This window comes from Streptomyces sp. NPDC046859 (genome assembly GCF_040645135.1).
Classification (GTDB): domain Bacteria; phylum Actinomycetota; class Actinomycetes; order Streptomycetales; family Streptomycetaceae; genus Streptomyces.
In genome coordinates this window covers 101765-123856 of the sequence record NZ_JBEYXR010000016.1, presented here as the reverse complement: position 1 = coordinate 123856, position 22092 = coordinate 101765, and the positions used below count along the sequence as shown (strand labels likewise).

The following is a 22092-nucleotide window of genomic DNA, read 5'->3' as shown; positions in this document are numbered from 1 at the left end:
TCACCCTACGGACGCGGACCTTCCGCGTCGCGTTACGCGCCCGTAACGTCACGGGAATGACCACAGACAGGAGCAGCGCGCGAACGGCTCCCCCGGAGCGGGGCCGTTCCCGCGAGGACGGCGCCGGGTCGGTCGTGGTCGACCGAGGGCGCCTCGAACTCGCCCGGGGCGCACGGCAGTTGTTCGACGGACCGGTGGACGACGCCCGGGAGAGCCTGCTGCTGGCCGCGTCCCTGCTGGCCGCGGACGCCCCCGCACAGGCCGAGGCCGCCCGGATGTCCGCGGCCGAGGCCGCCTGGGCGGCGGGCGACATCGCGGCCTGCCTGAGCGCGCTCGACGGCGAGGACCCGGCGGACGCCCCCTCCGGCCCGCGATGGCCCCAGGACGCCTTCCTCCGGGACCACCGCGACGGTATGCGCGCGCTGCTGGCCCGGCACCCGGAGCACGCCGCCGGCCCGCTGCGGCGGGTGCTCGACCGCGCCCGCACCGACGACCGGCCCGCACGCCTGCTGCGGGCGGCGTCCGCGGCCCTGCTGCTCGGGGACCTCCGGGAGGCCCGGGCCGCCGGGGCCCGCGCCCTGGCCGCGGCCCGCAACGCGGACTGCGCCGCGTCGGAGGCGCGCGCCCTGGAGTACCTCGCCTACGGCGAACTGCGGGCCGGCCGCCACGCGCAGGCCCGCGCCCACGCCGAGGAGGGCGTACGGGCCGCGGCGGCCGCCGGGCACCGCAACACCGCGGCCAGCCACCACGCCATGCTGGCCCTGGCCGCCTCGATCGAGGGGGACACGAACGCGGTCGAGGGGTACGCGGCGACCGCCCTCGCCGTCGCCCGCCGGCACGGCCTGGCGCAGGCGGCGACCCTCGCCGAATGGGCCATGGCCCGCGCCGACCTGGCCCGGGGCCGCCCCCTGGACGCCGCGGACCGGCTCGGCCCGCTCGTCGGACCCGGCCCCCGCCGCGGGCACTTCGCCGTATGGATGCTCGCCGTGCCGTGCTTCGTGGAGGCCGCGGTGCTCGCCGGACACCCCGAGGAGGCGCGGACGGTCGTCGGCGACCTCGCGCTGTGGGCGGCCTTCGGCGCCGACCCGCACGCCCCGGCGCAGCTCGCCCGCTGCCGGGCCCTACTCGCCCCCGGCGACCGGGCGGACGCCCTCTACCTGCGGGCGCTCGCCCTGCACGACGAGGCGGGCGGCGACTTCGAGCGCGCCCGCACCGAGCTGCTGTACGGCCGCTGGCTGCGCCGGCGCCGGCGCCTGCGCGAGGCCCGCGCCCGCCTCGGGGCCGCCCTGGTCGGGTTCGAGCGCTGCGGCGCCGCCGCCTGGGCCGACCAGACCCGCGGGGAACTGCGCGCCAACGGTGCCGCGTCCAGGACCGAGCGGGCCGCGGGCCTGGCCCACCTCACCCCGCAGCAGCAGCGCATCGCCCGGTACGTGGCCGAGGGCGCCACCAACCGCGAGGTGGCCCAGCGCCTCGCCGTCAGCACCCGCACCGTCGACTACCACCTGCGCAACGTCTTCGCCGCGCTCGGTGTCCGCTCCCGCATCGAACTGGCGCTCATGGTCGGCCAGGAGGACCAGTGATCCACGCCGGGACGGCCCCCGTACGGGCGGCCGCGACGGGCGCCGGCCGAAGAATGCGCCTGCACACCCCTAGGGACCGACCGGACGGTATGTCATCCTTCGGTGCAGGACGATTCGGGTGGCGACCGCCGCATGGGCAGCGCACCCCACCGGACGCCGCTGAGCCGGCCCGGTGCCGGAGCCCTGCCGGGAAGCCGAGGCTGGGGGAGGACCGCGATGCATCCTGCACTACGCACACGCGCCATGATCCGCACCGGGCCGGTGCCCGTCCCGCGCCGGCGGACCCCGCGCCTGCGGTCGCTGATCGACGCCGACGCGCTGCGTGTCCTGCACCGGGCGGCCCGCGTCCTGCTCGACGACGTCCCGGCGCTCACCGACCGGCTCCTGGCCGTCCTCGGCGAGCAGGAACCCGCGTACCGCACCGCGCTGGCGCACGACCACGGCGCCGTCTGGGAGGAGGCCCACCGCTCCCTGCGGCACAGCGTCACCTCCCTGCTCGACCCGCGCGGCACCCGCGACGCCGCGCACCGCTGCACCTGGCGGATCGGCGTCACGCGGGCCGAGCAGGGACTGCCCCTGGACGCCCTGCTGCACGCGTTCCGGCTGGGCGGCTCTCTCGTCTGGCAGCGGCTGGTCGAGGAGACCTCCCGCTCGGCGCCCGAGGACGTCCGGCTCCTGGTGCACGTCGCCACCGACGTGTGGGACTTCGTCGACGAGCACTGCGGCATCGTCGCCGAGGCGTACCGGCACGCCGAACGGCAGCTGGCCTGGCGGCGCGAGAACCGGGTGCGGCTCCTCGCGGCCGCCCTCCTCGACGGCACGAGCCGCATCGCCGACCTGCCGGAGACCGCCGAGGGCCTGCGCCTGCCGGAACAGGGCCGCTACGTCGTCGTCGCGGTCGCGGGCGGCCGGCCCCAGTTGCCGGCGGGCGTCCGCGCCACCGCCGTACCACCCGGTGCGAGCGTGTACTGGCACTCAGGAGGGGAAGTGGACCACGGCATCGTCCTGGTCGGCGACGAAGGGGACGAAGGGGACGAGGGGGACGAAGGAGACGGCCGCGACCCCGTCGAGGCGCTGGGGCTGACCGCCGACGGCGTGCCCGGGCGGCGCATCGGCGTCGGCGGCACGGTGTCCGGCCTGGCCGCGGTGGGCGACGCCCGCCGCCTCGCCGATCTGGCGCTCGGCATCTGCCCGCCCGAGGGCGGCACGGTCCGGCTCGCCGAGCACCTGCCCGAGGCCCTCGTGGTCTCCTGCCCGGAGCTGGGCGCCACCCTCACCGAACGGGTGCTCGGCCCGCTGCTGCGCCTGGACCCGGCCGACCGGGACGTCCTGCTGGACACCCTGACCGCCTGGTTCGACTGCGACGGCTCCGCCCAGCGGGCCGGGGAGCGCCTGTACTGCCACCGCAACACCGTCCTGAACCGCCTGCGCCGCTGCGAACAGCTCACCGGCCGCTCCCTGGCCCGCCCGGTCGACGTGGTCGACATCAGCCTCGCCCTGACGGCCCGGCGCCTGCTGCGCGGCTGACCGGCCGCGCCCGCCCCGGCCGCCGTACGGAGACGCGCGGCCGGGCCCCGGGTGGTGCACTCCTCGAAGCGCCACGGCTGACGGTGCACACCGGCGCGGGCCCCTCCCGCCCGTGCCGCGGCCCCGCCGCGCGGCGGCATGCGGCCGCGGACCGACGCCGTGGCGTCCCGTGCCGCGTCCCTCGGTGTGCGGCACGCGGTACGGCCGGTGCCCGAGGTGTGAGCGAGGGCGAGACCGTGGAGATGCCGGCCACGGGGTCCCACGGCCGCGGCACCGGGGTCCTCAGGGGCACGCTGAACGTCGTCGGGGCGGGCGGCGGAACCGAGCTCCGGCAGGTGCCCAGGGACCAGGGCACGGCCCTCGCCGACCTGCCGGGCCACCGCCTCGCCGCCGGCACCCCGCCCCCGCCGGACTCCGCCGGCCACGTCGCCGCCCGCCCGGCCACCTGGACGAACCACGCGCGTCCGGCAGTTCACGGAGCAGGAGTACCGGGACCGCGGGGCGGAGATCCCGGCGAGCTCGCAGGGGGAGCGGCGAGCCCGGACACCCGGTCGGCAGGGCCCTGGTGGGCACCCGCACAACCCCGGGACGGCCCCGTTGGGACCGCGCAGCGACCTGGGGCGGGGGCCTGTACCGGCCGGTCGGGGGCGTGCTGTCGTGGGCTGCCCTTCCCCCCGACGCACCCGTGCCCCGCGGCACGGATCCGAGGAGACGTGATGCCCGAAGCACCACCGGACGACGAGCCCGCGCTGCGCGTCGAAGCCCTGGACGTGACCTACGGCCGGGCCGTGTCCGCCCTGCGTTCCGTGTCCCTGACCGTCCCGCACGGCTCGGTCGTCGCCCTGCTCGGCGCCAACGGGGCGGGCAAGACGACCCTGCTGCGCGCGGTGTCCGGGACCCTGCGCCTGCACCGCGGCGCCGTCACGGCCGGCCGGATCCGCTACGGAGCCACGGAACTCGACGGACGCGACCCGGTGGCCGCCGTGCGCGCCGGGGTCGTCCAGGTGCCCGAGGGCCGCCGCGTCTTCGCCGGGCTCACCGTCGACGAGAACCTGCGCACCGGCGGCCTCGGCCTGCGACGGCGCGGACCGGCGCAGGTCGACGAGGCCCGCGACCGGGTCTTCGCACTCTTCCCGCGGCTGGCCGAACGCACCCGGCAGGCCGCGGGGCTGCTCTCCGGCGGGGAACAGCAGATGCTCGCCATCGGCCGCGCCCTGATGGCCGCGCCACGGCTGCTCCTGCTGGACGAGCCCTCCCTGGGCCTCGCCCCGCAGATGGTGTACCGGATCGCCGAGGTCGTCCGCGAGATCCACGCCCAGGGCACCGCCGTCCTGCTGGTCGAGCAGAACGCGGGCATGGCGCTGTCCCTCGCCGACACCGCCCACGTCCTGGAGGTCGGCGAGGTCCGGCTGTCCGGGCCCGCCGACGAACTCGCCCGCACCGACGCCGTACGCCGGCTCTACCTGGGCGAGACGCCGGAGGCCGGCGACGCGACGAAGACCACCGAGGGGCAGGGAGCCGCGTGACCGTCAGCACCACCGCACCGCCCGAACTGGCCGTGACGGACGTGACCGTGCGCTTCGCCGGTCTCACCGCCCTGGACACGGTGTCCTTCACCGTCGCCCCGGGCACCGTGCACGCCCTCATCGGCCCCAACGGAGCCGGCAAGTCCACCTGCTTCAACGTCCTTTCGGGGCTGTGCCGCCCGGCCTCGGGCACCGTACGCCTCGGGGAGGCGGACCTGACCCGGCTCGCCCCGCACCGCATCGCCGCCCTCGGTGTGGCCCGTACCTTCCAGAACATCGTCACCACGCAGGGCACCGTCGCCGACAATCTGATGCTCGGCCGGCACGCCCTGTCCCGGGCCGGCTTCGCGGCCAGCGCGCTGCGCCTGCCCCATGCCCGGCGCGAGCAGCGCGAGCACCTCGCACGGGCCCGCGAGATCGCCGAACTCACCGGTCTCGCCGAGCACTTCGACAGCCCCGTCGCCCTGCTGTCGTACGGCGACCGCAAGCGCGTGGAGTTCGCGCGCGCCCTGTGCCTGGAACCGAGCGTCCTGCTGCTGGACGAGCCGGTCGCCGGGATGAACGCGGCCGAACGCGCCCGCGCCGTCGAGGTCGTGCACACCGTGCGCGCCGAACTCGGCCTGTCCGTGGTGCTGGTGGAACACGACATGGGCCTGGTGATGCGGCTCGCCGACGAGGTCACCGTCCTCGACTTCGGCCGGGTCATCGCCCACGGCACCCCCGACGAGGTCCGGGGCGACCCCGAGGTGCTGCGCGCCTACCTCGGCACCGGAACCGACGAGGAGGACGCGGCATGACCACCTTCCTGGACACCCTCTTCAACGGCCTCGCCCTGGGGGCGGTGTACGCCCTCGTCGCCCTCGGTTTCGTCATCATCTTCAAGGCGTCCGGCGTCATGAACTTCGCGCACGGCTCGCTGCTGCTGCTCGGCGGGTATCTGACCGCCGTGCTCCACGACGACCTCGGCTTCGCCGCCGCCCTGGCCGTGTCCGTCCTGGTCACCGCGGCCGTGGCCGGCGCCATGGACCGCTTCCTGCTCCAGGCCGGCGGGGGAGCGGACCCGCACGCCGCCCATGTGCAGACCATCGTCACCATCGGTGTCGACATCGTCATCCTCACCGACCTGTCCCGGCGCATCGGCGGTGACCTCCTCTCGCTCGGCGACCCGTGGGGCGACTCCGTCAGCGCGCTGGGTCCGGTCACCGTGGCGGACAGCCGGATCGCCGCGATCGTGGTCTCGGCCCTCGTCATCGCCGGGGTCTTCGCCCTGTTCCGGTACACCTCCTGGGGCCTGTCGCTGCGGGCCGCCGCCGAGGACGTCGAGGCCGCCTCCCTCATGGGTGTGCGGCTGGTGCGGGTGCGCATGCTCGCCTGGTGCCTGGCCGGCGCGCTCGCGGCCCTCGCCGCCGTCTTCCTCGCCGCGTTCCCCGCCCCCGGGCTGGAACGGACGACCGGGCAGATCGCCCTGAAGGCGTTCCCCGCGGCGATCCTCGGCGGTATGGCGTCCCCGCCGGGCGCCCTCGCGGGCAGCCTGCTGATCGGGCTCACCGAGGCGCTCGTCGCCGGCTACCAGTCCGAACTGCACGTCCTCGGCGAGGGGTTCGGCGACGTCGCCCCCTACGCGGTGATGGTGCTCGTGCTGCTGGTACGGCCCACCGGGCTGTTCGGCGGAAAGGCGGCGGTCCGTGTCTGAGCGACCCTCCCGCGCCCGCGCGCTGCGCCTCGGCGGCACCCTCGCCGCCGTCGCCGTCCTGTGCGCCCTGCCCTTCTACCTGGACGCGTTCTGGCTGCGCATCGGCCTGTTCTCGATGGCCGCGGCCGTCGGCGCGGTGGGCCTCGGACTGCTGTCCGGCACCGCCGGCCAACTGTCCCTCGGCCACGCCTTCTTCCTCGCCGTCGGCGCCTACGGCTATGTGTGGCTGGCGGGCGAGCCCGGTCCGGGGCTCCCGACCTCCGTGGCCGCCGTGCTGGCGGTGCTGCTGGCCGGGGCGGCGGGCGGGCTGTTCAGCCCCGTCGCCGGCCGGGTGCGCGGCGTCTACCTGGGCGTCGCCACGCTGGCGCTGGTCTTCCTCGGCCACCACGTCCTGCTCACGGCGGACTCCGTCACCGGCGGCTTCAACGGCCGTTCGGTGCCGCCGCTGGAACTGGGCGGGTTCTCCTTCTCCGCCGACTCCGAACTCACGCTGCTGGGCGTGCCGTTCGGCGCCGAGGAGCGCCTGTGGTACCTGGGACTCGCCCTGTTCGCGGTCACCTGGTTCACCGCCCGGGGGCTGCTGCGCGGCCGTCCCGGACGCGCCCTGGTGGCGCTGCGCGACAGCGAGACCGCCGCCGCCGTGATGGGCGTCGACGTCGCCCGTTACCGCTCGGCCGCCTTCGTGGTGTCGTCGATGTACGCGGGCCTCGCCGGGGTGCTGATCGCCCTGGCGTTCCGCCGGGTGGTGCCCGACTACTTCGGTCTCGTCCTGTCCGTCGACTACCTCGCCATGATCGTCATCGGCGGGCTCGGCTCGGTCGCGGGCGCCACCGCGGGCGCGGTCTTCGTCACGGCGCTGCCGCTGCTGATGACCCGTTACGCCGACCAGCTCCCGCTCGTCGCGGCCCCCGGCACCACCGACGGCACGGTCGGGCCCACCGAGGCCGCCCGCTACCTCTACGGCGCCGCGATCGTCCTGATCCTGCTCTTCGCCCCCGACGGACTGCACGGCCTCACCCGCCGCCTGCGCGCCCGTCTGCGCCGCACCCGTGCCGCGCCCCCGCCCGCCGATGCCACCGAACCCTCCCCGTCCCCCGCGTCCGACGTACGAGCCAAGGAGCCGACCCCGTGAAGCCCACGCACCACCCCGCGCACCGTCCCGCCCCCCGCACCAGGACCCTGCTGGCGGCGGCCCTCGCCGCCCTGCTGCTCGCCGGCACCGGGTGCAGCTCCAAGGCCGGCTCGTCGAAGGACACCGGCGACGGCGCCGGCGGGATCAAGACCGGCCCCGGCGTCACCGACAAGACGATCAGGCTGGGCGCGCTGACGGACCTCACCGGGCCGTACGCGACCCTCGGCAAGAGCATCGTGCAGGCCCAGCAGATGTGGGCCGACGAGGTCAACGCCGACGGCGGCATCTGCGACCGGCGCGTCGAGATCGTCGTCAAGGACCACGGCTACGACGTCCAGAAGGCGGTCACCGCCTACGCCGACCTCTCCTCCGACGTCGTCGCCATGCCCCAGGTCATCGGCTCGCCCGTGATGGCCGCGCTGCTCGACGACATCGAACGGGACAAGGTGCTGACCTTCCCGCAGGCCTGGGCCGCCTCCCTGCTCGGCAAGGAGTCCGTCCAGGTCCTGGGCACCACCTACGACGTCGACATGATCGCCGCCGTCGACTATCTGACCCGTACGAAGAAGGTGGCGAAGGGCGACACGATCGGCCACGTCTACTTCGAGGGCGACTACGGCGCCAACGCGCTCGAAGGCTCCGAGTGGGCCGCGAAGAAGGCGGGTCTGAAGGTCGCCGGGCAGAAGATCAAGGCGACCGACACCGACCTGTCCGCCCAGGTCTCGGCGCTGCGGAAGGAAGGCGTCAAGGCGATCCTCATCAGCGCCGGACCCGCCCAGACGGCCTCGCTGGTCGGTGTCGCGGCGTCACGCGGCCTGAAGGTGCCCGTCGTCTCCAGCGCCCCCGGCTACGCCCCGCAGCTGATGAAGACCCCCGCCGCACCGGCCCTCGCCGTCCTGCTGCACGTCGTCAGCGCCGCTCCTGCGGTCAGCTCCGACCTGGCGGGGGTGCGCGAGATGGTCGCCGCGTACCAGAAGAAGTACCGGGGCTCCCTGCTGGACGCCGGGGTGCTGTCCGGCTACAACGCCGCCCGGATCATGGGCGACGACCTGAAGAAGGCCTGTGAGAAGGGCAGTCTGGCCCGGGAGGACGTGGTCGCGGCGCACCGCGCGCAGTCCGCGGTCGACGTCGGTCTCGGCACCGCCCAGAACTTCTCCGACAGGGCCCGGCCGGCCAGCACCGAGACCTATGTCCTCAAGCCCGACGCCAAGGCGGTCGGCGCGGTGGTGAACGAGGAGGAGGCGCACACCGCGCCCGGGGTCAAGGAGTACCTGGCCTCCCGGGGCTGACGACGCGCCGGGCCGTCCCCGTACGGGACGGGTGGCAGCCGTCCGGCTCCCGCCCGTCCCGTACGATCAGCCGGTCCCCGCCGCGCAAGGAGATCTTCTCGGTGACCGCCGTCGTACCCCCGTCCCGTCCCGCTCCCTCGGCGCCCGCGGTGGAGCGGCTGACCCGCACGGAGGACGGCGAGTCGCTGGGGACCCTGCTGTGGCGGGCGGGCGAGGGCTGGCGGATGATTAGCAACGCCGTCCTGGGCGGGGGCATCGGCGAACGCGCCTGGGTCCTCAACGCCCAGGTCGCCCACGGCTACCGGCGCACCGACCCGGACCGGCACCTCGCCGAACTCGCCCGGGACGCGGGCGCGCACGGACCGGGCGTCGGGCTGATGACGGCCGCGGACGTCCGGGCGTACGGCAGCGGGCGCGACGGCGGGGTCACGGCCGTCGCCACGGCCGGCCTCGGCGTGCGGGGTTGGACGGCGGACTGGACGGCGGACTGGACGGCGGTCGCCGCGACGGCCGTTCGCCCCGGGACCGTGAACATCGTGGTCGCCGTGCCGGTGGCCCTGACCGACGCGGCCCTGGTGAACACGGTCATGACCGCGACCGAGGCCAAGGTGCAGGCACTGGTCGACGCCGGGCTCGACTGCTCCGGCACCCCCACGGACGCCGTGTGCGTCGCCGTGCGCCGCCCGCGTGCCGGCGAGGAGGCGCACGCCTTCGGCGGGCCCCGGTCGCTGTGGGGGTCCCGCGTGGCCCGCGCCGTCCACCGGGCCGTCACCGCCGCCATCCCCTAGTTCCCCGGCGGGCCGGCGCTCCCCGTGGCCTCGGGGCCGGTCTCCATGCCCCGCAGCGCCTGCCGCACCGACCACAGGACGGCCACGAAGGGCACGGCCACCACCGCGCCGATGAGACCGGCCGCGATGGCCCCGCCCACGACGGCGAGGACCACGACGACGGGATGCAGGCTGACCGCCCAGCTCAGCACGAGGGGATGCAGCACATGCCCCTCGATCTGCCCGATGACGACGATCAGCGCCACCACGATCAGCGCCGTCGTCGGCCCCTTCGCCGCCAGGGCCACGACGGCCGCGACGGCCAGGGCGACGGGCGAGCCGATCAGCGGGATGAAGGCGGCCGCGAACTCCAGCAGCGCCAGGGGCACGGCCAGCGGGACGCGCAGCGCGAGCAGGGCGACGCCCACGAGGACGGCGTTGGTGCCCGCGACCAGCAGGATGCCGTGGGTGTACCCGGTGAAGGTCCGCCAGGCGGCCCGGCCCGCCACCCCGACCGGCCGTCGCGCGGAGGCGGGGAGCTGGTCGCAGATCCACTGCCACTGCCGGTCGCCCGAATGCGTGAAGAACACGGCGCAGAACAGCGCCAGCGCGAGCACGGTGAGGACTTCCACGAGCCGGCTCGCACCGCTGACCGCCTCACTGACGACCGTGGACCGATGCTCGGACAGCAGCGTGCCGATCCGCTTCTGCACATCGCTGAAGGTGTCCGCGGGGAGCCGGAACGGTGGCCCCTCCAACTGGCCCTCGATCCGGTCGATCCCCTTCTCGAACTCGCTCTGCAGGCCCTTGCGCTGGTGGGCGACCGTCTCGCCGACCAGCACCAGCGCCCCGACGACCAGCGCCAGGGCGCCGACGAGGGCCGTCGCGACCGCGAGCGGACGGGGCAGCCGGCGGGCGAGGAGCCCGGTGACCGGGCGCAGCACGGCGGTGAGCACCAGCGCGAGGAAGACGGCGACGGCGATCCGGTGGAACTGCCCGAGCACCGAGAAGGCGGCCCGCACGACGACCGCGACCGCGATGATCCGCCACGCGTAGGCGGCCGACGTCCGCAGCCACCCCGGCACGCCCGTGTCGGCGCCGCTCGGGCGACCCGGCGGCGGGGAGGACGGATCGGGGGGAGTGGCCATCTCCATGCCCCGTACCACCCCGCGTCCGGGGGATCGCGGCCGGTCCCCGCAATTCGCCCGAAGGCCGGTACACCCTGACAATCAGGAGATGTACGGCATGTCCGGCCGCCCGGTCGGGTCATGCCGTGCCGCGTCGCCGTGGCGTCGGCCGGGAGGAACATGCTGATGGGCGCTGAGGGTTCGCCGGTTGTGCGGACGCCGACGCACGGCGGGCACCTGCCGTGACGGGCACGGCGAGGCGGACCGCGATCCTGCGCCGGGCGGCGCGCGTGGCGCTCGCGGCGTCCATGGGCTTCTACACCTGCCTGTACGGCTTCGACGAGCCCGTGCTCGCGCTGTACGCGCTCTTCGCGCCGATCTCGCTGGGCCTGCTGTCCACCATCCCGGGGTCGGGGCGGCAGCGGGCCGAGGTGATGCTCAAGGCCCTTCCCGTGGGCCTCGCGCTGGTGGCGCTCGGTACCGCGCTGGCCGTGCACACCTGGGCGGCCGTGCTCGGCATGCTCGTCGTGGGGTTCCTGCTGGCCTTCGCGGCCGTCGCGGGCCCCCGCCCGGCCGGGGCCGCCCCCGCGCTCCAGCTCTTCTACATCCTCGCGTGCTTCCCGCCCTACGACCCGGACGCGCTGGGGCTGCGGCTGGCGGGACTCTCCCTCGGCGTGCTGGCGCTGGTGCTGTGCGAACTGTTCGTCCTGCCGGACCCGCCCGAGCCGACCTACCGTGCCGCGCTGGCGGCGGCACTGCGGACGGCGCGCGACGCCGTCACGGGGGAGACCGCCCTCTCCCCGCAGGCGCTGCGCGAGGCGGGCGCGCGGCTGCGGCTGTCCGCGGTGGCGCCCGCGCAGCGGCCCGCCGGGCCCGGACGCGCCATGCGCGGGCTGGCCCAGGCGGGGACCGCCACCCGCCGGCTGCTGGAGCAACTGGCCCATCTGACCGACACCGGTGAGCTGCGCGGCCTCGCCACCACCGAGGGGCAGGGCGCCAACCACGCGGACCGGGCCCTGCGCTCGCTCCTGCCGCGGGTGACGGGCCTGCTCGACGAGACCGTCACCGCGCTGCGCACCGGCCGCGCCGCTCCCGGCCCGCACCGGATGGACGAGGCCATCGAGGACTTCCAGCGGATCCGCGTCCGGCAGGCCGCCGGGCCCGCCGACGAGGTGCCGCCCGCGGACGTGCTGCGCCGGCAGGCGCTGCTGCTGTCGATCGCCGAGTCCGTGCGCACCCTGGAGATCTCCGTGCGGGTCGGCCTCGACGGACGGCGCAGGGCGCCCATCGACCCGCCGGTGCTGTTCTGGTACGCGTCCAGCACCGCCCCGCGCCTGTGGCTGCGGCGGATCACCGGGAACCTGACGCCGCGCTCGGTGCAGTTCCACAACGCGCTGCGCATGGCGATGGCGCTCGCCGCGGCTCGGCTCGTGGCCGGGTCGCTCGACCTGGCCCACGGCTTCTGGGTGCTGCTGACGGTGCTCACCCTGAGCCGGACCACCGTCGGCGAGACCTGGGCGGCCATCCGTCTGGCCGTCCTCGGCAACCTGCTGGGCGCCGTCGCCGCCGGCGCGCTGCTCATCGGGCTGGGCCGGCACACCGACGCCTACGCCGCGATGCTCGCCCCCGCCATGCTGCTCGCGTTCTCCGTGGGGCCGTTGCTGGGCATCGCCTGGGCCCAGGGGCTGTTCACCCTGGTGGTGTCCTCCGCGTTCGCCCAGATCAGCCCGGCGTCCTGGCAGCTGGCCGAGGTCCGCATCGTGGACGTCGTCACCGGCAGCGCGATCGGACTGCTGTGCGGGCTGCTCGCCTGGCCGACCGGTGCCCGCGCGGAGGTGCGCCGCACCATGGCGGGGCTCCTGCGCGAGTGCGGGCCCCTGATCGAGGACACCGTCGGCATGCTCGCCGCCGTGCCGCCCGGATCGGTGCCGCCCCCGCCGACGCTGCCCGCCCTGCACCGGCTGCGGCTGGCGGAGGCCGCGTACGCGCAGTTCCGCAGCGAACCCGGGGGCGGCGGGCACGGCGGGGCCGACTGGCAGGCCGTCCTCCTGACGGCGCACCACGTCTTCCTGGGCGCCCAGTGGCTGCCCCGCTTCGATCTTCCCGTCGCCGCCCTGCCGCCGTCCGCGGCCGACCGGCAACGGGCAGGCGCCCGGGCCCTCGCCGAGACCACCGACCGGCTGGCCGCGCTGTGCGCCGGTGACACGCCGCCGCCCCGGCGGACGGAGCCCCCGGCCGAGCGCCCGCCGGGGCGGCCCGCACCGGCGCTGGTCGACCTCGACCTCTGGCTGCGGGGCCTCGCCGCCCAGCTCGGCCGGATCGAGTCCCGGCTGCCCGGCGCGCTCCGGCGGCCCCCGCGCGCCCGGCCCGAGGGGTAGCGGGCCGTGCGGTGCGAGCGGGCGAAACCCCGTGCCGTAGCGCGGGAACGTGCCCGGGCGGTGGTCCACTGGGAGTCCGTTTCACTCCTTCATGTCCCGGTTCCGATCGGTAGGCGCGCCGGGTGGGCCGCGGGCCCCCGAGGGGACGCGGGGCTCGCCTTCGGCCGCGTTCGCCCCATGGAGTGCATTCGACCGGCAGACCGAGCAGGCGGGGAACACATGGGCGCATCCACACCCGAGGTGTCGGCAGAAGTGCAGGTGTGCAGGTGACGGAGAGTGAGAAGGGGCCGTGCATGCTGGAACTGAGGCCGACGGCCGCCGACCTGGCCCGCGCGCCCGCGACGGCCCTCGACGCCGCCCGCGGTGTCGACGCCGTGCTGGACGACGTCCTGGACGCGAGACTGCGCCAGGCCCGCCAGGTGGACCCGGTCTTCGCCGGGGACGTCGCCGACCGGGTCGCCGGCCTGATCCGCAGAGGCGGCAAACGGCTGCGCACCGCGTTCGTCTGGTGCGGATGGCGGGCGGCGGGCGGCACGGGCGACGCCACCGCGGTGCTGCGCACCGGCGCCGCCCTCGAACTCCTCCAGGCGTGCGCGCTCATACACGACGACCTGATGGACGGCTCACCGCTGCGCCGGGGCGGCCCGACCATGCACGTGGAACTGGCCCGCCTGCACAGCGCCGCCCGGATGACCGGCTCGGGGGAGTCGTTCGGCGCCTCCGCCACCGTGCTCGCCGGCGACCTGGCGCTCGCCTGGGCCGACGACCTGCTGACCGAGACGGCGCTGCGCCTCCCGCACGGTCCGCTGCTGTACGAGGAGTGGCGGGCCATGCGCGGCGAGATGGTCGCCGGGCAGTACCGCGATCTGCACGCCCAGGCCACCGGCGCGTCCGGCGTCGAGGAGGCGCTGACCGTCGCCACCCTGAAGAGCGCCCTGTACACGGTCGAACGGCCGCTCGCGCTCGGCGCCGCCCTCGCCGGGGCCGGCGCCCGCACCGTGGACGCGCTGCGCCGCGCCGGACGGGACGCCGGGCTCGCCTTCCAGCTGCGCGACGACCTGCTCGGCGCGTTCGGCGACCCGGCGCTCACCGGGAAGCCGGCCGACGAGGACCTGCGTACCCGCAAGCTGACCTACCTGCTCGCCGTCGCCGCCCGGCTCGCCGACGCCTCCGGCGACGAGGAGGCCGTGGCGGCGCTCGCCCCCGGCCCCTCCGAGCGGCCGGACGGCGCCGTCGAGCGGATGCGCAAGGCACTGGAGTGGACCGGAGCCCGCGCGCTGACCGAGGCGAAGATCGCCGAACTGGCCGCGGCGAGCCTGGGGCACTTCGAGGGGACCGGCGCGGACACCGCCGTACGCGAGGAGTTCGCCGCGCTGGTCGCGCGGGTCTCGGGCGGCGTCCCGCAGCGGACGGAGGACATCGCGTGAGGACCGTACCGGGACCGACGGAACACGTCGTCGTCGTGGGCGCCGGCCTCTCCGGCCTCGCCTGCGCCCTCCACCTGCTGGGTGCCGGACGCCGGGTCACCGTCGTCGAACGCGACGCCGGCCCGGGCGGCCGGGCCGGACGCGTCCAGCTCGGCCCGTACGCCGTCGACACCGGGCCCACGGTCCTGACCATGCCCCACCTGGCCGACGAGGCGTTCGCGGCGGTCGGCGACAGCCTCGCCCGCCACGTCGAGCTGATCCCGCTGCACCCCGCCTACCGGGCGCGGTTCGCCGACGGCAGCGCACTGGACGTGCACACCGATAGCGCGGCCATGGAGGACGAGGTCCGGCGGTTCGCCGGACCGGCCGAGGCGGCGGGCTACCGGGACCTGCGGAACTGGCTGGAACGCCTCTACCGGGCGCAGATGGGCCGCTTCATCGACGCCAACTTCGACTCCCCGCTGCAGCTCCTCGGCCCCGACCTGGCCCGGCTCGCCGCCCTCGGCGGCTTCGGCCGCCTCGACCGGCGGATCGGCCGCTTCCTCGGCGACGAGCGGCTGCGGCGCGTCTTCTCCTTCCAGGCCCTGTACGCCGGGGTCGCCCCCGCCCGCGCCCTCGCCGCCTACGCCGTGATCGCCTACATGGACACCGTGGCCGGCGTCTGGTTCCCGCGCGGCGGCATGCACGCGCTTCCCCGCGGGATGGCCGACGCGGCCGCCGAGGCCGGCGCCGACCTGCGCTGGTCGGCCGAGGTCGACTCGCTGGAGCAGTCGGCGGGCCGGGTCCGCGCCGTCCGCCTCACCTCCGGGGAGCGCATCACCTGCGACGCGGTGGTGCTGACCTGCGAACTGCCCGCCGCCTACCGGCTCCTGGGCCGCGCGCCGCGCCGCCCGGTCCCACTGCGGCACTCCCCGTCCGCGGTGATCCTGCACGCCGGCACCGACCGCACCTGGCCCGGCCTCGCCCACCACACGCTGTCCTTCGGAGCGGCGTGGGAGTCCACCTTCGACGAACTCACCCGCACGGGCGCCCTGATGAGCGACCCCTCCCTGCTCATCACCCGCCCCACGGCCCACGACCCCGAACTGGCCCCGCCCGGACGGCATCTGCACTACGTCCTGGCCCCCTGCCCGAACACCGACGTCGGGCCGTCCGCCCCCGCCTGGCGCGACCTCGGCCCCCGCTACCGGGACAGCCTCGTCGCCGAACTCGAACGGCGCGGCCTGACGGGGTTCGACGCGAGCGTCCAGGAGGAGATGCTGGTCACCCCGCTGGACTGGACCGCCCAGGGCCACGCCGCGGGCGGCCCCTTCTCGGTCTCCCACACGTTCGCGCAGACCGGCCCCTTCCGGCCCCGCAACCTCATCCGCGGCCTCGACAACGCCGTCCTGGCCGGCTGCGGAACCACCCCCGGGGTGGGTGTGCCCACGGTGCTCGTCAGCGGCAAGCTCGCCGCCGCCCGCGTCACCGGCGTCACCGCGCGCCGCCGCCCGCCCCGCGCCCGTGCCCTTCCGCCGACCGGGCGGATCGCGTCCGCCCCGACCGTACGAGGTACCGATGTCCCGTCGTGAACTCGACGCCGCCCGCATCACCGACCCCGCGCTGCGCGACGCCTACCTGCGCTGCCGCGCCCTCAACGCCCGCCACGGGCGCACCTACTTCCTCGCCACCCGTCTGCTGCCGGTGGAACGCCGCTGCGCCGTGCACGCCCTGTACGGCTTCGCGCGCTGGGCGGACGACATCGTCGACGACCTCGACCGCAGCCGCACCCCGGCGGAACGGGACGTGCTGCTGCGCCGCCTGGAGAGCGACCTCGCGCACGGACTGCGCACCGGCGGCGGCGACGAACCCGTGGTCCGCGCCGTCGCCGACACCGCCGCCCGGTACGGCATCGACACCGCGCTGTTCGCCGACTTCATGGCCTCGATGCGGGCCGACCTGACCGTCACGGACTACCCGACCTACGCCGACCTGCGCGCCTACATGCACGGCTCGGCCGCGGTCATCGGCCTGCAGATGCTGCCGGTGCTCGGCACCGTCGTCCCCCGCGAGGAGGCGGCCCCCCACGCCGCGGACCTCGGCGTCGCCTTCCAGCTCACCAACTTCCTGCGGGACGTGGGCGAGGACCTGGACCGGGGCCGTGTCTATCTGCCGGCCGACCTGCTCGCCGCCCACGGAGTGGACCGGCCGCTGCTGGAGTGGAGCCGCCGCACCGGCCGGCGCGACCCGCGCGTCCGCGCCGCGTTCGTCGCCGCCGAGGCCCTGACCCGCGAGGTCTACCGGGCCGCGGAACCGGGCATCGCGATGCTCGAACCCCGCGTACGGCCCTGCATCCGCACCGCGTTCACCCTGTACGGCGGCATCCTCGACGCCATCGCCGAGCAGGACTACGACGTCCTGCACCGCCGCGCGGTGGTGTCGCTCGGCCGCCGCGCGGCCACCGCCGCGGCCGGCGCCGCCCGCATCCTCGCGGCCCGCCGGCACACCACCACCCGCGCCGCGCACCCGGCACCCCGGGCCGGGCAGCCGGCGCCGCAGACGAAAGGGCAGGCAAGGTGACCCGACGACCGGAGGACCGCTGGACCTCACCGCTGCGGTTCCGCCGCCCGCCGGACTGGGCGCGCCAGCAGCCCTCCTGGCGGCAGGCGCGCCCCGCGCTCATCGCCGACGCCCTCAAACGGGCCTCGGCCCGCCCCTCCGGCAACTGGTTCGTCGTCGGCGCCTCCCGCGACATCCGGGCCGGTGAACGCCCTTACGGCAGGACGGTCGGCGGCGTCGAGGTCGTGCTGTGGCGCGGGCAGGACGGGACACCGCACGCCGGGTCCGGGATCTGTCCGCACCTGGGAGCGCCGCTGCGCGACAGCCGCGTGGTGTGCGGCACGCTGGTGTGCCACTGGCACGGACTCGCCCTGGACGGCGCGCCGTTCGCCGGCTGGGAGCCCTACCCCGTCCACGACGACGGCGTGCTCGTCTGGGTGCGCCTCGACGCGGTCGGCGGCGAGGAGCCGCTGGAGCGGCCGGTGGTGCCGCGGCGCCCGGCCGGGGGCGCGCTGGACGCCGTGTTCACGGCGGTCGGGGAGTGCGAACCGCAGGACGTGGTCGCCAACCGCCTCGACCCCTGGCACGGCTCGTGGTTCCACCCGTACTCGTTCGTCGACCTCAAGGTGGTCGGCTCACCGGACGGCGACGGTGACGACGCGTTCGTGGTCGACGTCTCCTTCCGGGCGCTGGGCTCCTGGGTGGTGCCGGTGCGCGCCGAGTTCACCGCACCCGACCCGCGCACCGTCCTCATGCGGATCACCGAGGGCGAGGGGGCGACGTCCGTGGTGGAGACCCACGCCACCCCGCTGTCCGCCGAGGGCGCGAGCAGGCCGCGCACCGCGGTGGTCGAGGCGATCGTCGCCGCCTCCGACCGTCGTGGCTTCGCCCTGGCCAGAGCGGCCGCCCCCGCCCTGCGCCCCCTCATGCGCCGCACGGCCGGCCGCCTGTGGCGCGACGACCTGGCCTACGCGGAACGCCGCTGGGCACTCCGCAGCACGGGCCGCTTCCCCGGCTGAGCCGCGGTCCGGCGGGTGCTCGGGGCGCCCCCGGCAGCACGCCGGACGCGCGCGGCACCGTCCACGGCACGGGTGGTGCCCGCGCGCCGGGCCGGACGGCGCCGCGCGCCGCGCGGCTCGGGCCGCTTCCCCCGCTGAGCCACCGTCCGGCGCGCAGGGTCCCGCCGCGAGTGAGCGGCACCGCTTCCACCGCACCCGGCGCGCACGCCCCGAGTGGCTCGCGGCGCCGCCCCGGGCCGCAGGGGCGCGGCACCGCCCGGACCCCCCCGGCGGCGACGCGGCGACTCAGCGTGCCGCCAGTGCCCCGAGTGCCCGCAGCACCGGTGACCGTCCCGCGCGCGGCACCGTCCACAGCACCTGGCCGCGCACCCCCCGCGCGGCCAGCAGCGTGTTGGCCGCGAGGAAGCCCGTCGTGGCCGCCCGTTCCATCAGGGCCACCGGAAGGTCGCAGCGGATGGCGTCTCCGGCCAGCGTCAGCCAGGGGTGCGGGGTGCGGACCCGGGGCCGGCGGTCGTACGAACCCACGGGGAACAGGGGGCAGTCGCCCCGCCACTCGTGCCGGGCGTCGACCACCCGTGCCTCCCGGGTCTCCGGATACACCTCGTGCAGCCGTTCGAGGAGGCCGCGCTGCACGTCCTCGTGCCGGCCGCCGGTGACCGCGTACGCGTGCAGTTCCACCACCGAGCCGCCGGTCCGCTCGGCCCAGCGCCGGGCCTCGCCCTCGTAGCGGTCGAGGACGCTGATGTTGTCGAGGCCGTCGTACCCGCTGGTGCCGAGGAAGCCGGGCCGCTCCGGGCGGACGGGGCGGTCCAGCCAGAGCCGGGACACGAGGAACGGCGGGGCCGTCCGCAGCGCGTCGATGTCGTCCCGCCAGCCCGCTGTCCCCAGCCCGGGCGACGCGGCGACCAGATGCCGCAGCGCGCCGGGATCGAGGGCGAGCACCACCGCCTCGTGGGCCGTGGCACCCGAGTCGGTCCGCACCTCGGCGCCGCCGCCCGCGCGGGGCTGGACGGCGTGGACGGGGGTGCCGGTGCGCACGTCCGCGCCCAGCCGCTCGAGGTAGTCGCCCAGCGGCTCCCACAGCGCCTGCGGGAACGGCTCGCCGGGCACGTCGAACAGCAGGCCCTCGGCCGAGCCGAGGAAGTAGATGTGGAACATCAGCAGCAGCTCGGCCGCCGACAGCTCGGCGGGGTCGGCGAAGAAGCTCCGGGAGAACACCTCGAACGCCAGGTGGTGCGCGGTCTCCGGGAAGCGGACGCCGTCGAGGAAGCGCGTCGCGCTGATGTGGTCGAAGCGCTCGTACACCTCCGGCACGCGCACGTCGAGCAGCGGCAGGGCGGCACGCGCGTTCATCGCGGCCAGGTCGCCCCAGCCGAAGGTGGGGCTGAGGACGACGAAGCCGAGGGCGCTGAACGGCGGTGTGCGCGGCACCTTGGCGAAGCTGTCGGTCAGACCGCCGCTGTGCCGCAGCGGGTAGTCGGGCAGCGGAGTGAGCCGGTCGAGCGCGGGATCGGTGCGCCGCAGCAGGCCGCGCAGGTTGTAGTACTGGCGGAAGAACGCGTGGAACCCGCGGCTCATGGTGACGTCGGAGCCGTCCGCCAGACGGGTGCGCGTACCGGCGAGCCGGCCGCCCAGGGACTGCTCCCGCTCGTACAGGGTCACCCGGGCGCCCCGCTCGCCGAGCAGGGTCGCCGCGGCGAGCCCGGCGATCCCGCCGCCGATCACGGCGACGGACGGCGCGTCCCCGGGCGCGAACCGGTCCCGGCCGGGCGCGGGCATCAGCACCTCGGCCTTGCGGTCGCGGCCGCGCCGGGCGGCGGGCCGGCGGGTCCGGTCGTTCATCGGGCCTCCTCCGGCTGCGCGGGGGAGCCGTTGCGGGCGAGGAAGGTGTGCACGAGGCCGGTCTGCCACCCGGCGACGGGCAGCGCCGTCACATCCGTGAAGCCGGCACGGGCCAGCCGGTCCGTGAACGCCGGGGCGGTGTCGAAGCCGAGGACGCTGTGGCTCAGGTGCCGGTACAGGGCGCGGTCACCCGTGAGGGTGCCCATCGGGACGATCACTCCGTCGCACACCGCCCGCCACAGAGCGCGGTGCGCCGCCGACCCGCTGAGGCTGTACTCGTGGACGGCCAGCCGCCCGCCCGGCCGCAGCAGGGAGGACCGGACGGTGCCGAGCACCTGGTCGGGGTCGGTGACGTTGCGGAACAGGTAGGCGGCGAACACGGCGTCGTAGGGACCCTCGTCGTCCGTCACCGTCTCCTCGGCCGTACGGTGCAGGAACCGCACCTGCTCCGGCCAGGGCTTCTCCAGCGCCCGGCGCAGCATGCCGGCCGACGCGTCGACGGCGGTGACACGGGCGCGGGGCGCGGCCCGCAGCAGGGCGCGGGTGGACGCTCCGGTGCCGCAGCCGAGGTCGAGGACGCGCAGCCCCTCGCCGTCCCGGGGGAGCCGCAACCGCCGTGCCGAGCGCAGGAGTTCGGCGCGGTAGCCGGGGTTGAACGCGGTGAGGCGGTCGTAGGCGCCCGACGCGTGGTCGAAGGCGCGGGCCAGGTCGTGGTCGCGCAGCAGTGTCATGGGAGGCGTTCTCCGGATCGTGGTGCGGGGTGGGATCGGCGGGGCAGGAAGGGCAGTTCGAGGGCGGTGCGCAGCATCGGGCCCACGGGGCCGCGCAGTCCGATGGACCACTCCTCGCGGAGGGTGGTGGCACCGTCGAGGAACCGCAGCAGCCGCTCGGCCGGGGTGTGGGCGAAAAGCCCCGTGAAGAAGGCGGGCCCGTCGATACGGCCGGTGTCCAGGGCGCGCAGCATCACCGCGTCCATGGCGAGGGCCCGCCGCCCGTGGGGCGGGGGCACACGCGGGCGGCCCGCGGACAGGGAGGCGGCGATCGCCCGGCTCTGTCGCTGGGCGGCGGCGAAGGTGTAGCCGGTCGAGGGGCGGGTCGCCCCGCCCGCCGTGCCGATCCGGTACACCGCCGGCCCGACCCGCACCGGGAAACGCGCGTCGGTCATCGGCACCACGCCCTGCTCGGCCGCCTCCACGCTGAACGCGCCCAGTCCGAGGACGTCGTGGCAGTACCGGTCGAGGGCCTTCTCGTACGCCGGGGTGGTCAGGGGCACCCGGGAGAACTCGGTGTACTCGACGAGGGCGTGGTCCGGCGCCAGCGGCAGGACGTAGCCGAAGGCGAGCCCGTGCGCGGGCTGCGGCACCCGGAAGTCCATCAGGTCGGCGACGGCGGGGTCGAACCGCGGCCGTGCCGTCCGGACGAACCAGCCGCGGAAGTGCTGGAGCAGCCGGGTACGGGCCGGTGGCGGGGCGCCGAGGGGCCGTGAGTCGAAGACGAGGCGGGCCCGCACGGTCAGCGGACTCCCGTCCGGTGCCGTGCAGTCGGCCTCGGCCCCGCCGGGCGTGTCGCGTACGGCGCCGGCCGTGGCGCGCAGCACGCCGCAGCCGGGCCGCTCCGCCAGCCGGGCGTGCACGTACTCCTCGAACCGTGCCGAGCGGAGCATCCGGTAGCGCAGCGGGGACGGGTCGACGGTGTGCGCGGCGCCGTCGTCGCCGTGCACCCGCAGCCGCGGCCAGGACGCGCTGACGACGTCGTCGAGGCCGTACGTGCCGTCGTCCCAGAAGCACCAGGTCCGGGCGGGAGGACGGGACGGGCCGTCGGGCGGCTCCACCACGAGCACGCCCACCCGGCCGGTCACGGCCAGCCGGTGGGCGAGGGAGAGCCCGGCCGCACCGCCGCCCAGGACGAGCACGTCGGTCTCCCGGACGACGGGGTCCGGGGAACCGCTCATACGGCCCCCCGGCGGGTGGCGGTGCGCACAAGGGGGCCGTCGCTGGTCACGCCTCGCTCCGGATCTGGGGGTCGGGCACGGTCTCGGTACGCCCCCTCTTCCGGCCGCCGCCCGGCCCCGGATGCACCCGGGCCGCACCGGGGGACGCCGGGTACCCGCGCCGGCGCCCGGTCTTCGGGGCTCCCGTAAGGACAGGCCGTCATGGTCCTCCTCGCCTCGTCGCGACCACAGCTATCGCGCCGGGCGGGGCCCGGGCGTTCGGCCCGCCCGGCGCCCGGGCGCGGCCCACCCGAATC

17 protein-coding genes are annotated in these 22092 nt (G+C 76.1%); 13 read left to right on the top strand and 4 right to left on the bottom strand.

Translation table 11 applies throughout. The annotated features are described in order from the left end of the window. Nucleotides 1-56: 56 nt before the first annotated feature. The 8 genes from ABZ899_RS23675 to ABZ899_RS23640 all read left to right on the top strand — a co-directional run bounded on the left by ABZ899_RS23675 (nucleotide 57) and on the right by ABZ899_RS23640 (nucleotide 9535). Nucleotides 57-1580, top strand: coding sequence for a LuxR C-terminal-related transcriptional regulator (locus tag ABZ899_RS23675; protein ID WP_361349526.1), 1524 nt, complete (start codon nucleotides 57-59; stop codon nucleotides 1578-1580). A gap of 216 nt (nucleotides 1581-1796) precedes the next feature. Then, nucleotides 1797-3107 carry a helix-turn-helix domain-containing protein gene (locus ABZ899_RS23670; protein WP_361349523.1) on the top strand — a complete coding sequence of 437 codons (1311 nt, stop codon included), beginning with the start codon at nucleotides 1797-1799 and terminating at the stop codon, nucleotides 3105-3107. 716 nt (nucleotides 3108-3823) lie between these two features. Beyond that, complete coding sequence (locus tag ABZ899_RS23665; protein WP_361349521.1) at nucleotides 3824-4633, top strand: ABC transporter ATP-binding protein; 810 nt, start codon at nucleotides 3824-3826, stop codon at nucleotides 4631-4633. Beyond that, the gene (locus ABZ899_RS23660) at nucleotides 4630-5430 is read left to right on the top strand and encodes an ABC transporter ATP-binding protein (RefSeq protein WP_361349518.1); all 801 of its coding nucleotides are present in this window, start codon (nucleotides 4630-4632) and stop codon (nucleotides 5428-5430) included. Before ABZ899_RS23665 ends, ABZ899_RS23660 begins: the two co-directional genes overlap by 4 nt. Then, on the top strand, nucleotides 5427-6326 hold the full coding sequence (locus ABZ899_RS23655) for a branched-chain amino acid ABC transporter permease (RefSeq protein WP_361349515.1): 900 nt from the start codon (nucleotides 5427-5429) through the stop codon (nucleotides 6324-6326). The genes ABZ899_RS23660 and ABZ899_RS23655 overlap by 4 nt, the downstream gene beginning before the upstream one ends. A 22-nt stretch (nucleotides 6327-6348) precedes the next feature. Further along, nucleotides 6349-7458: a branched-chain amino acid ABC transporter permease gene (locus tag ABZ899_RS23650; RefSeq protein ID WP_361349738.1), complete on the top strand. Its 1110-nt coding sequence runs from the start codon at nucleotides 6349-6351 to the stop codon at nucleotides 7456-7458. Then, nucleotides 7455-8747, top strand: a complete 1293-nt coding sequence (locus tag ABZ899_RS23645) for an ABC transporter substrate-binding protein (RefSeq protein WP_361349513.1) — start codon at nucleotides 7455-7457, stop codon at nucleotides 8745-8747. The genes ABZ899_RS23650 and ABZ899_RS23645 overlap by 4 nt, the downstream gene beginning before the upstream one ends. A gap of 101 nt (nucleotides 8748-8848) precedes the next feature. Next, nucleotides 8849-9535, top strand: a complete 687-nt coding sequence (locus ABZ899_RS23640) for an adenosylcobinamide amidohydrolase (protein WP_361349510.1) — start codon at nucleotides 8849-8851, stop codon at nucleotides 9533-9535. Here the strand turns inward: ABZ899_RS23640 and ABZ899_RS23635 are convergent. Further along, the gene (locus tag ABZ899_RS23635; RefSeq protein ID WP_361349508.1) at nucleotides 9532-10662 is read right to left on the bottom strand and encodes an AI-2E family transporter; all 1131 of its coding nucleotides are present in this window, start codon (nucleotides 10660-10662) and stop codon (nucleotides 9532-9534) included. The genes ABZ899_RS23640 and ABZ899_RS23635 overlap by 4 nt on opposite strands. Before the next feature lie 221 nt (nucleotides 10663-10883). On the opposite strand from ABZ899_RS23635, the gene ABZ899_RS23630 reads away from it, so the two are divergent. The 5 genes from ABZ899_RS23630 (at nucleotide 10884) to ABZ899_RS23610 (ending at nucleotide 18003) form a co-directional block, all read left to right on the top strand. Beyond that, a complete protein-coding gene (locus ABZ899_RS23630) occupies nucleotides 10884-13019 on the top strand; it encodes an FUSC family protein (protein ID WP_361349505.1) in 2136 nt (711 codons plus the stop codon). Between the two features lie 293 nt (nucleotides 13020-13312). Further along, on the top strand, nucleotides 13313-14446 hold the full coding sequence (locus tag ABZ899_RS23625; protein WP_361349503.1) for a polyprenyl synthetase family protein: 1134 nt from the start codon (nucleotides 13313-13315) through the stop codon (nucleotides 14444-14446). After that, entirely contained in the window at nucleotides 14443-16017 is a 1575-nt protein-coding gene (crtI, locus tag ABZ899_RS23620; RefSeq protein ID WP_361349500.1) for a phytoene desaturase family protein, read from the top strand. The genes ABZ899_RS23625 and crtI overlap by 4 nt, the downstream gene beginning before the upstream one ends. Next, entirely contained in the window at nucleotides 16004-17005 is a 1002-nt protein-coding gene (locus tag ABZ899_RS23615) for a phytoene/squalene synthase family protein (RefSeq protein WP_361349497.1), read from the top strand. The genes crtI and ABZ899_RS23615 overlap by 14 nt, the downstream gene beginning before the upstream one ends. After that, on the top strand, nucleotides 17002-18003 hold the full coding sequence (locus ABZ899_RS23610) for a DUF5914 domain-containing protein (protein ID WP_361349494.1): 1002 nt from the start codon (nucleotides 17002-17004) through the stop codon (nucleotides 18001-18003). Before ABZ899_RS23615 ends, ABZ899_RS23610 begins: the two co-directional genes overlap by 4 nt. 285 nt (nucleotides 18004-18288) lie before the next feature. On the opposite strand, the gene ABZ899_RS23605 is transcribed toward ABZ899_RS23610, so the two are convergent. Genes ABZ899_RS23605 through ABZ899_RS23595 form a run of 3 tightly spaced genes read right to left on the bottom strand, consistent with a single transcriptional unit; the run spans nucleotide 18289 to nucleotide 21796 of the window. Beyond that, nucleotides 18289-19845 carry an FAD-dependent oxidoreductase gene (locus ABZ899_RS23605; RefSeq protein ID WP_361349492.1) on the bottom strand — a complete coding sequence of 519 codons (1557 nt, stop codon included), beginning with the start codon at nucleotides 19843-19845 and terminating at the stop codon, nucleotides 18289-18291. Further along, nucleotides 19842-20576: a class I SAM-dependent methyltransferase gene (locus ABZ899_RS23600; RefSeq protein WP_361349489.1), complete on the bottom strand. Its 735-nt coding sequence runs from the start codon at nucleotides 20574-20576 to the stop codon at nucleotides 19842-19844. The genes ABZ899_RS23605 and ABZ899_RS23600 overlap by 4 nt, the downstream gene beginning before the upstream one ends. Beyond that, nucleotides 20573-21796, bottom strand: a complete 1224-nt coding sequence (locus tag ABZ899_RS23595) for a lycopene cyclase family protein (RefSeq protein ID WP_361349486.1) — start codon at nucleotides 21794-21796, stop codon at nucleotides 20573-20575. The genes ABZ899_RS23600 and ABZ899_RS23595 overlap by 4 nt, the downstream gene beginning before the upstream one ends. Nucleotides 21797-22092: the final 296 nt, after the last annotated feature.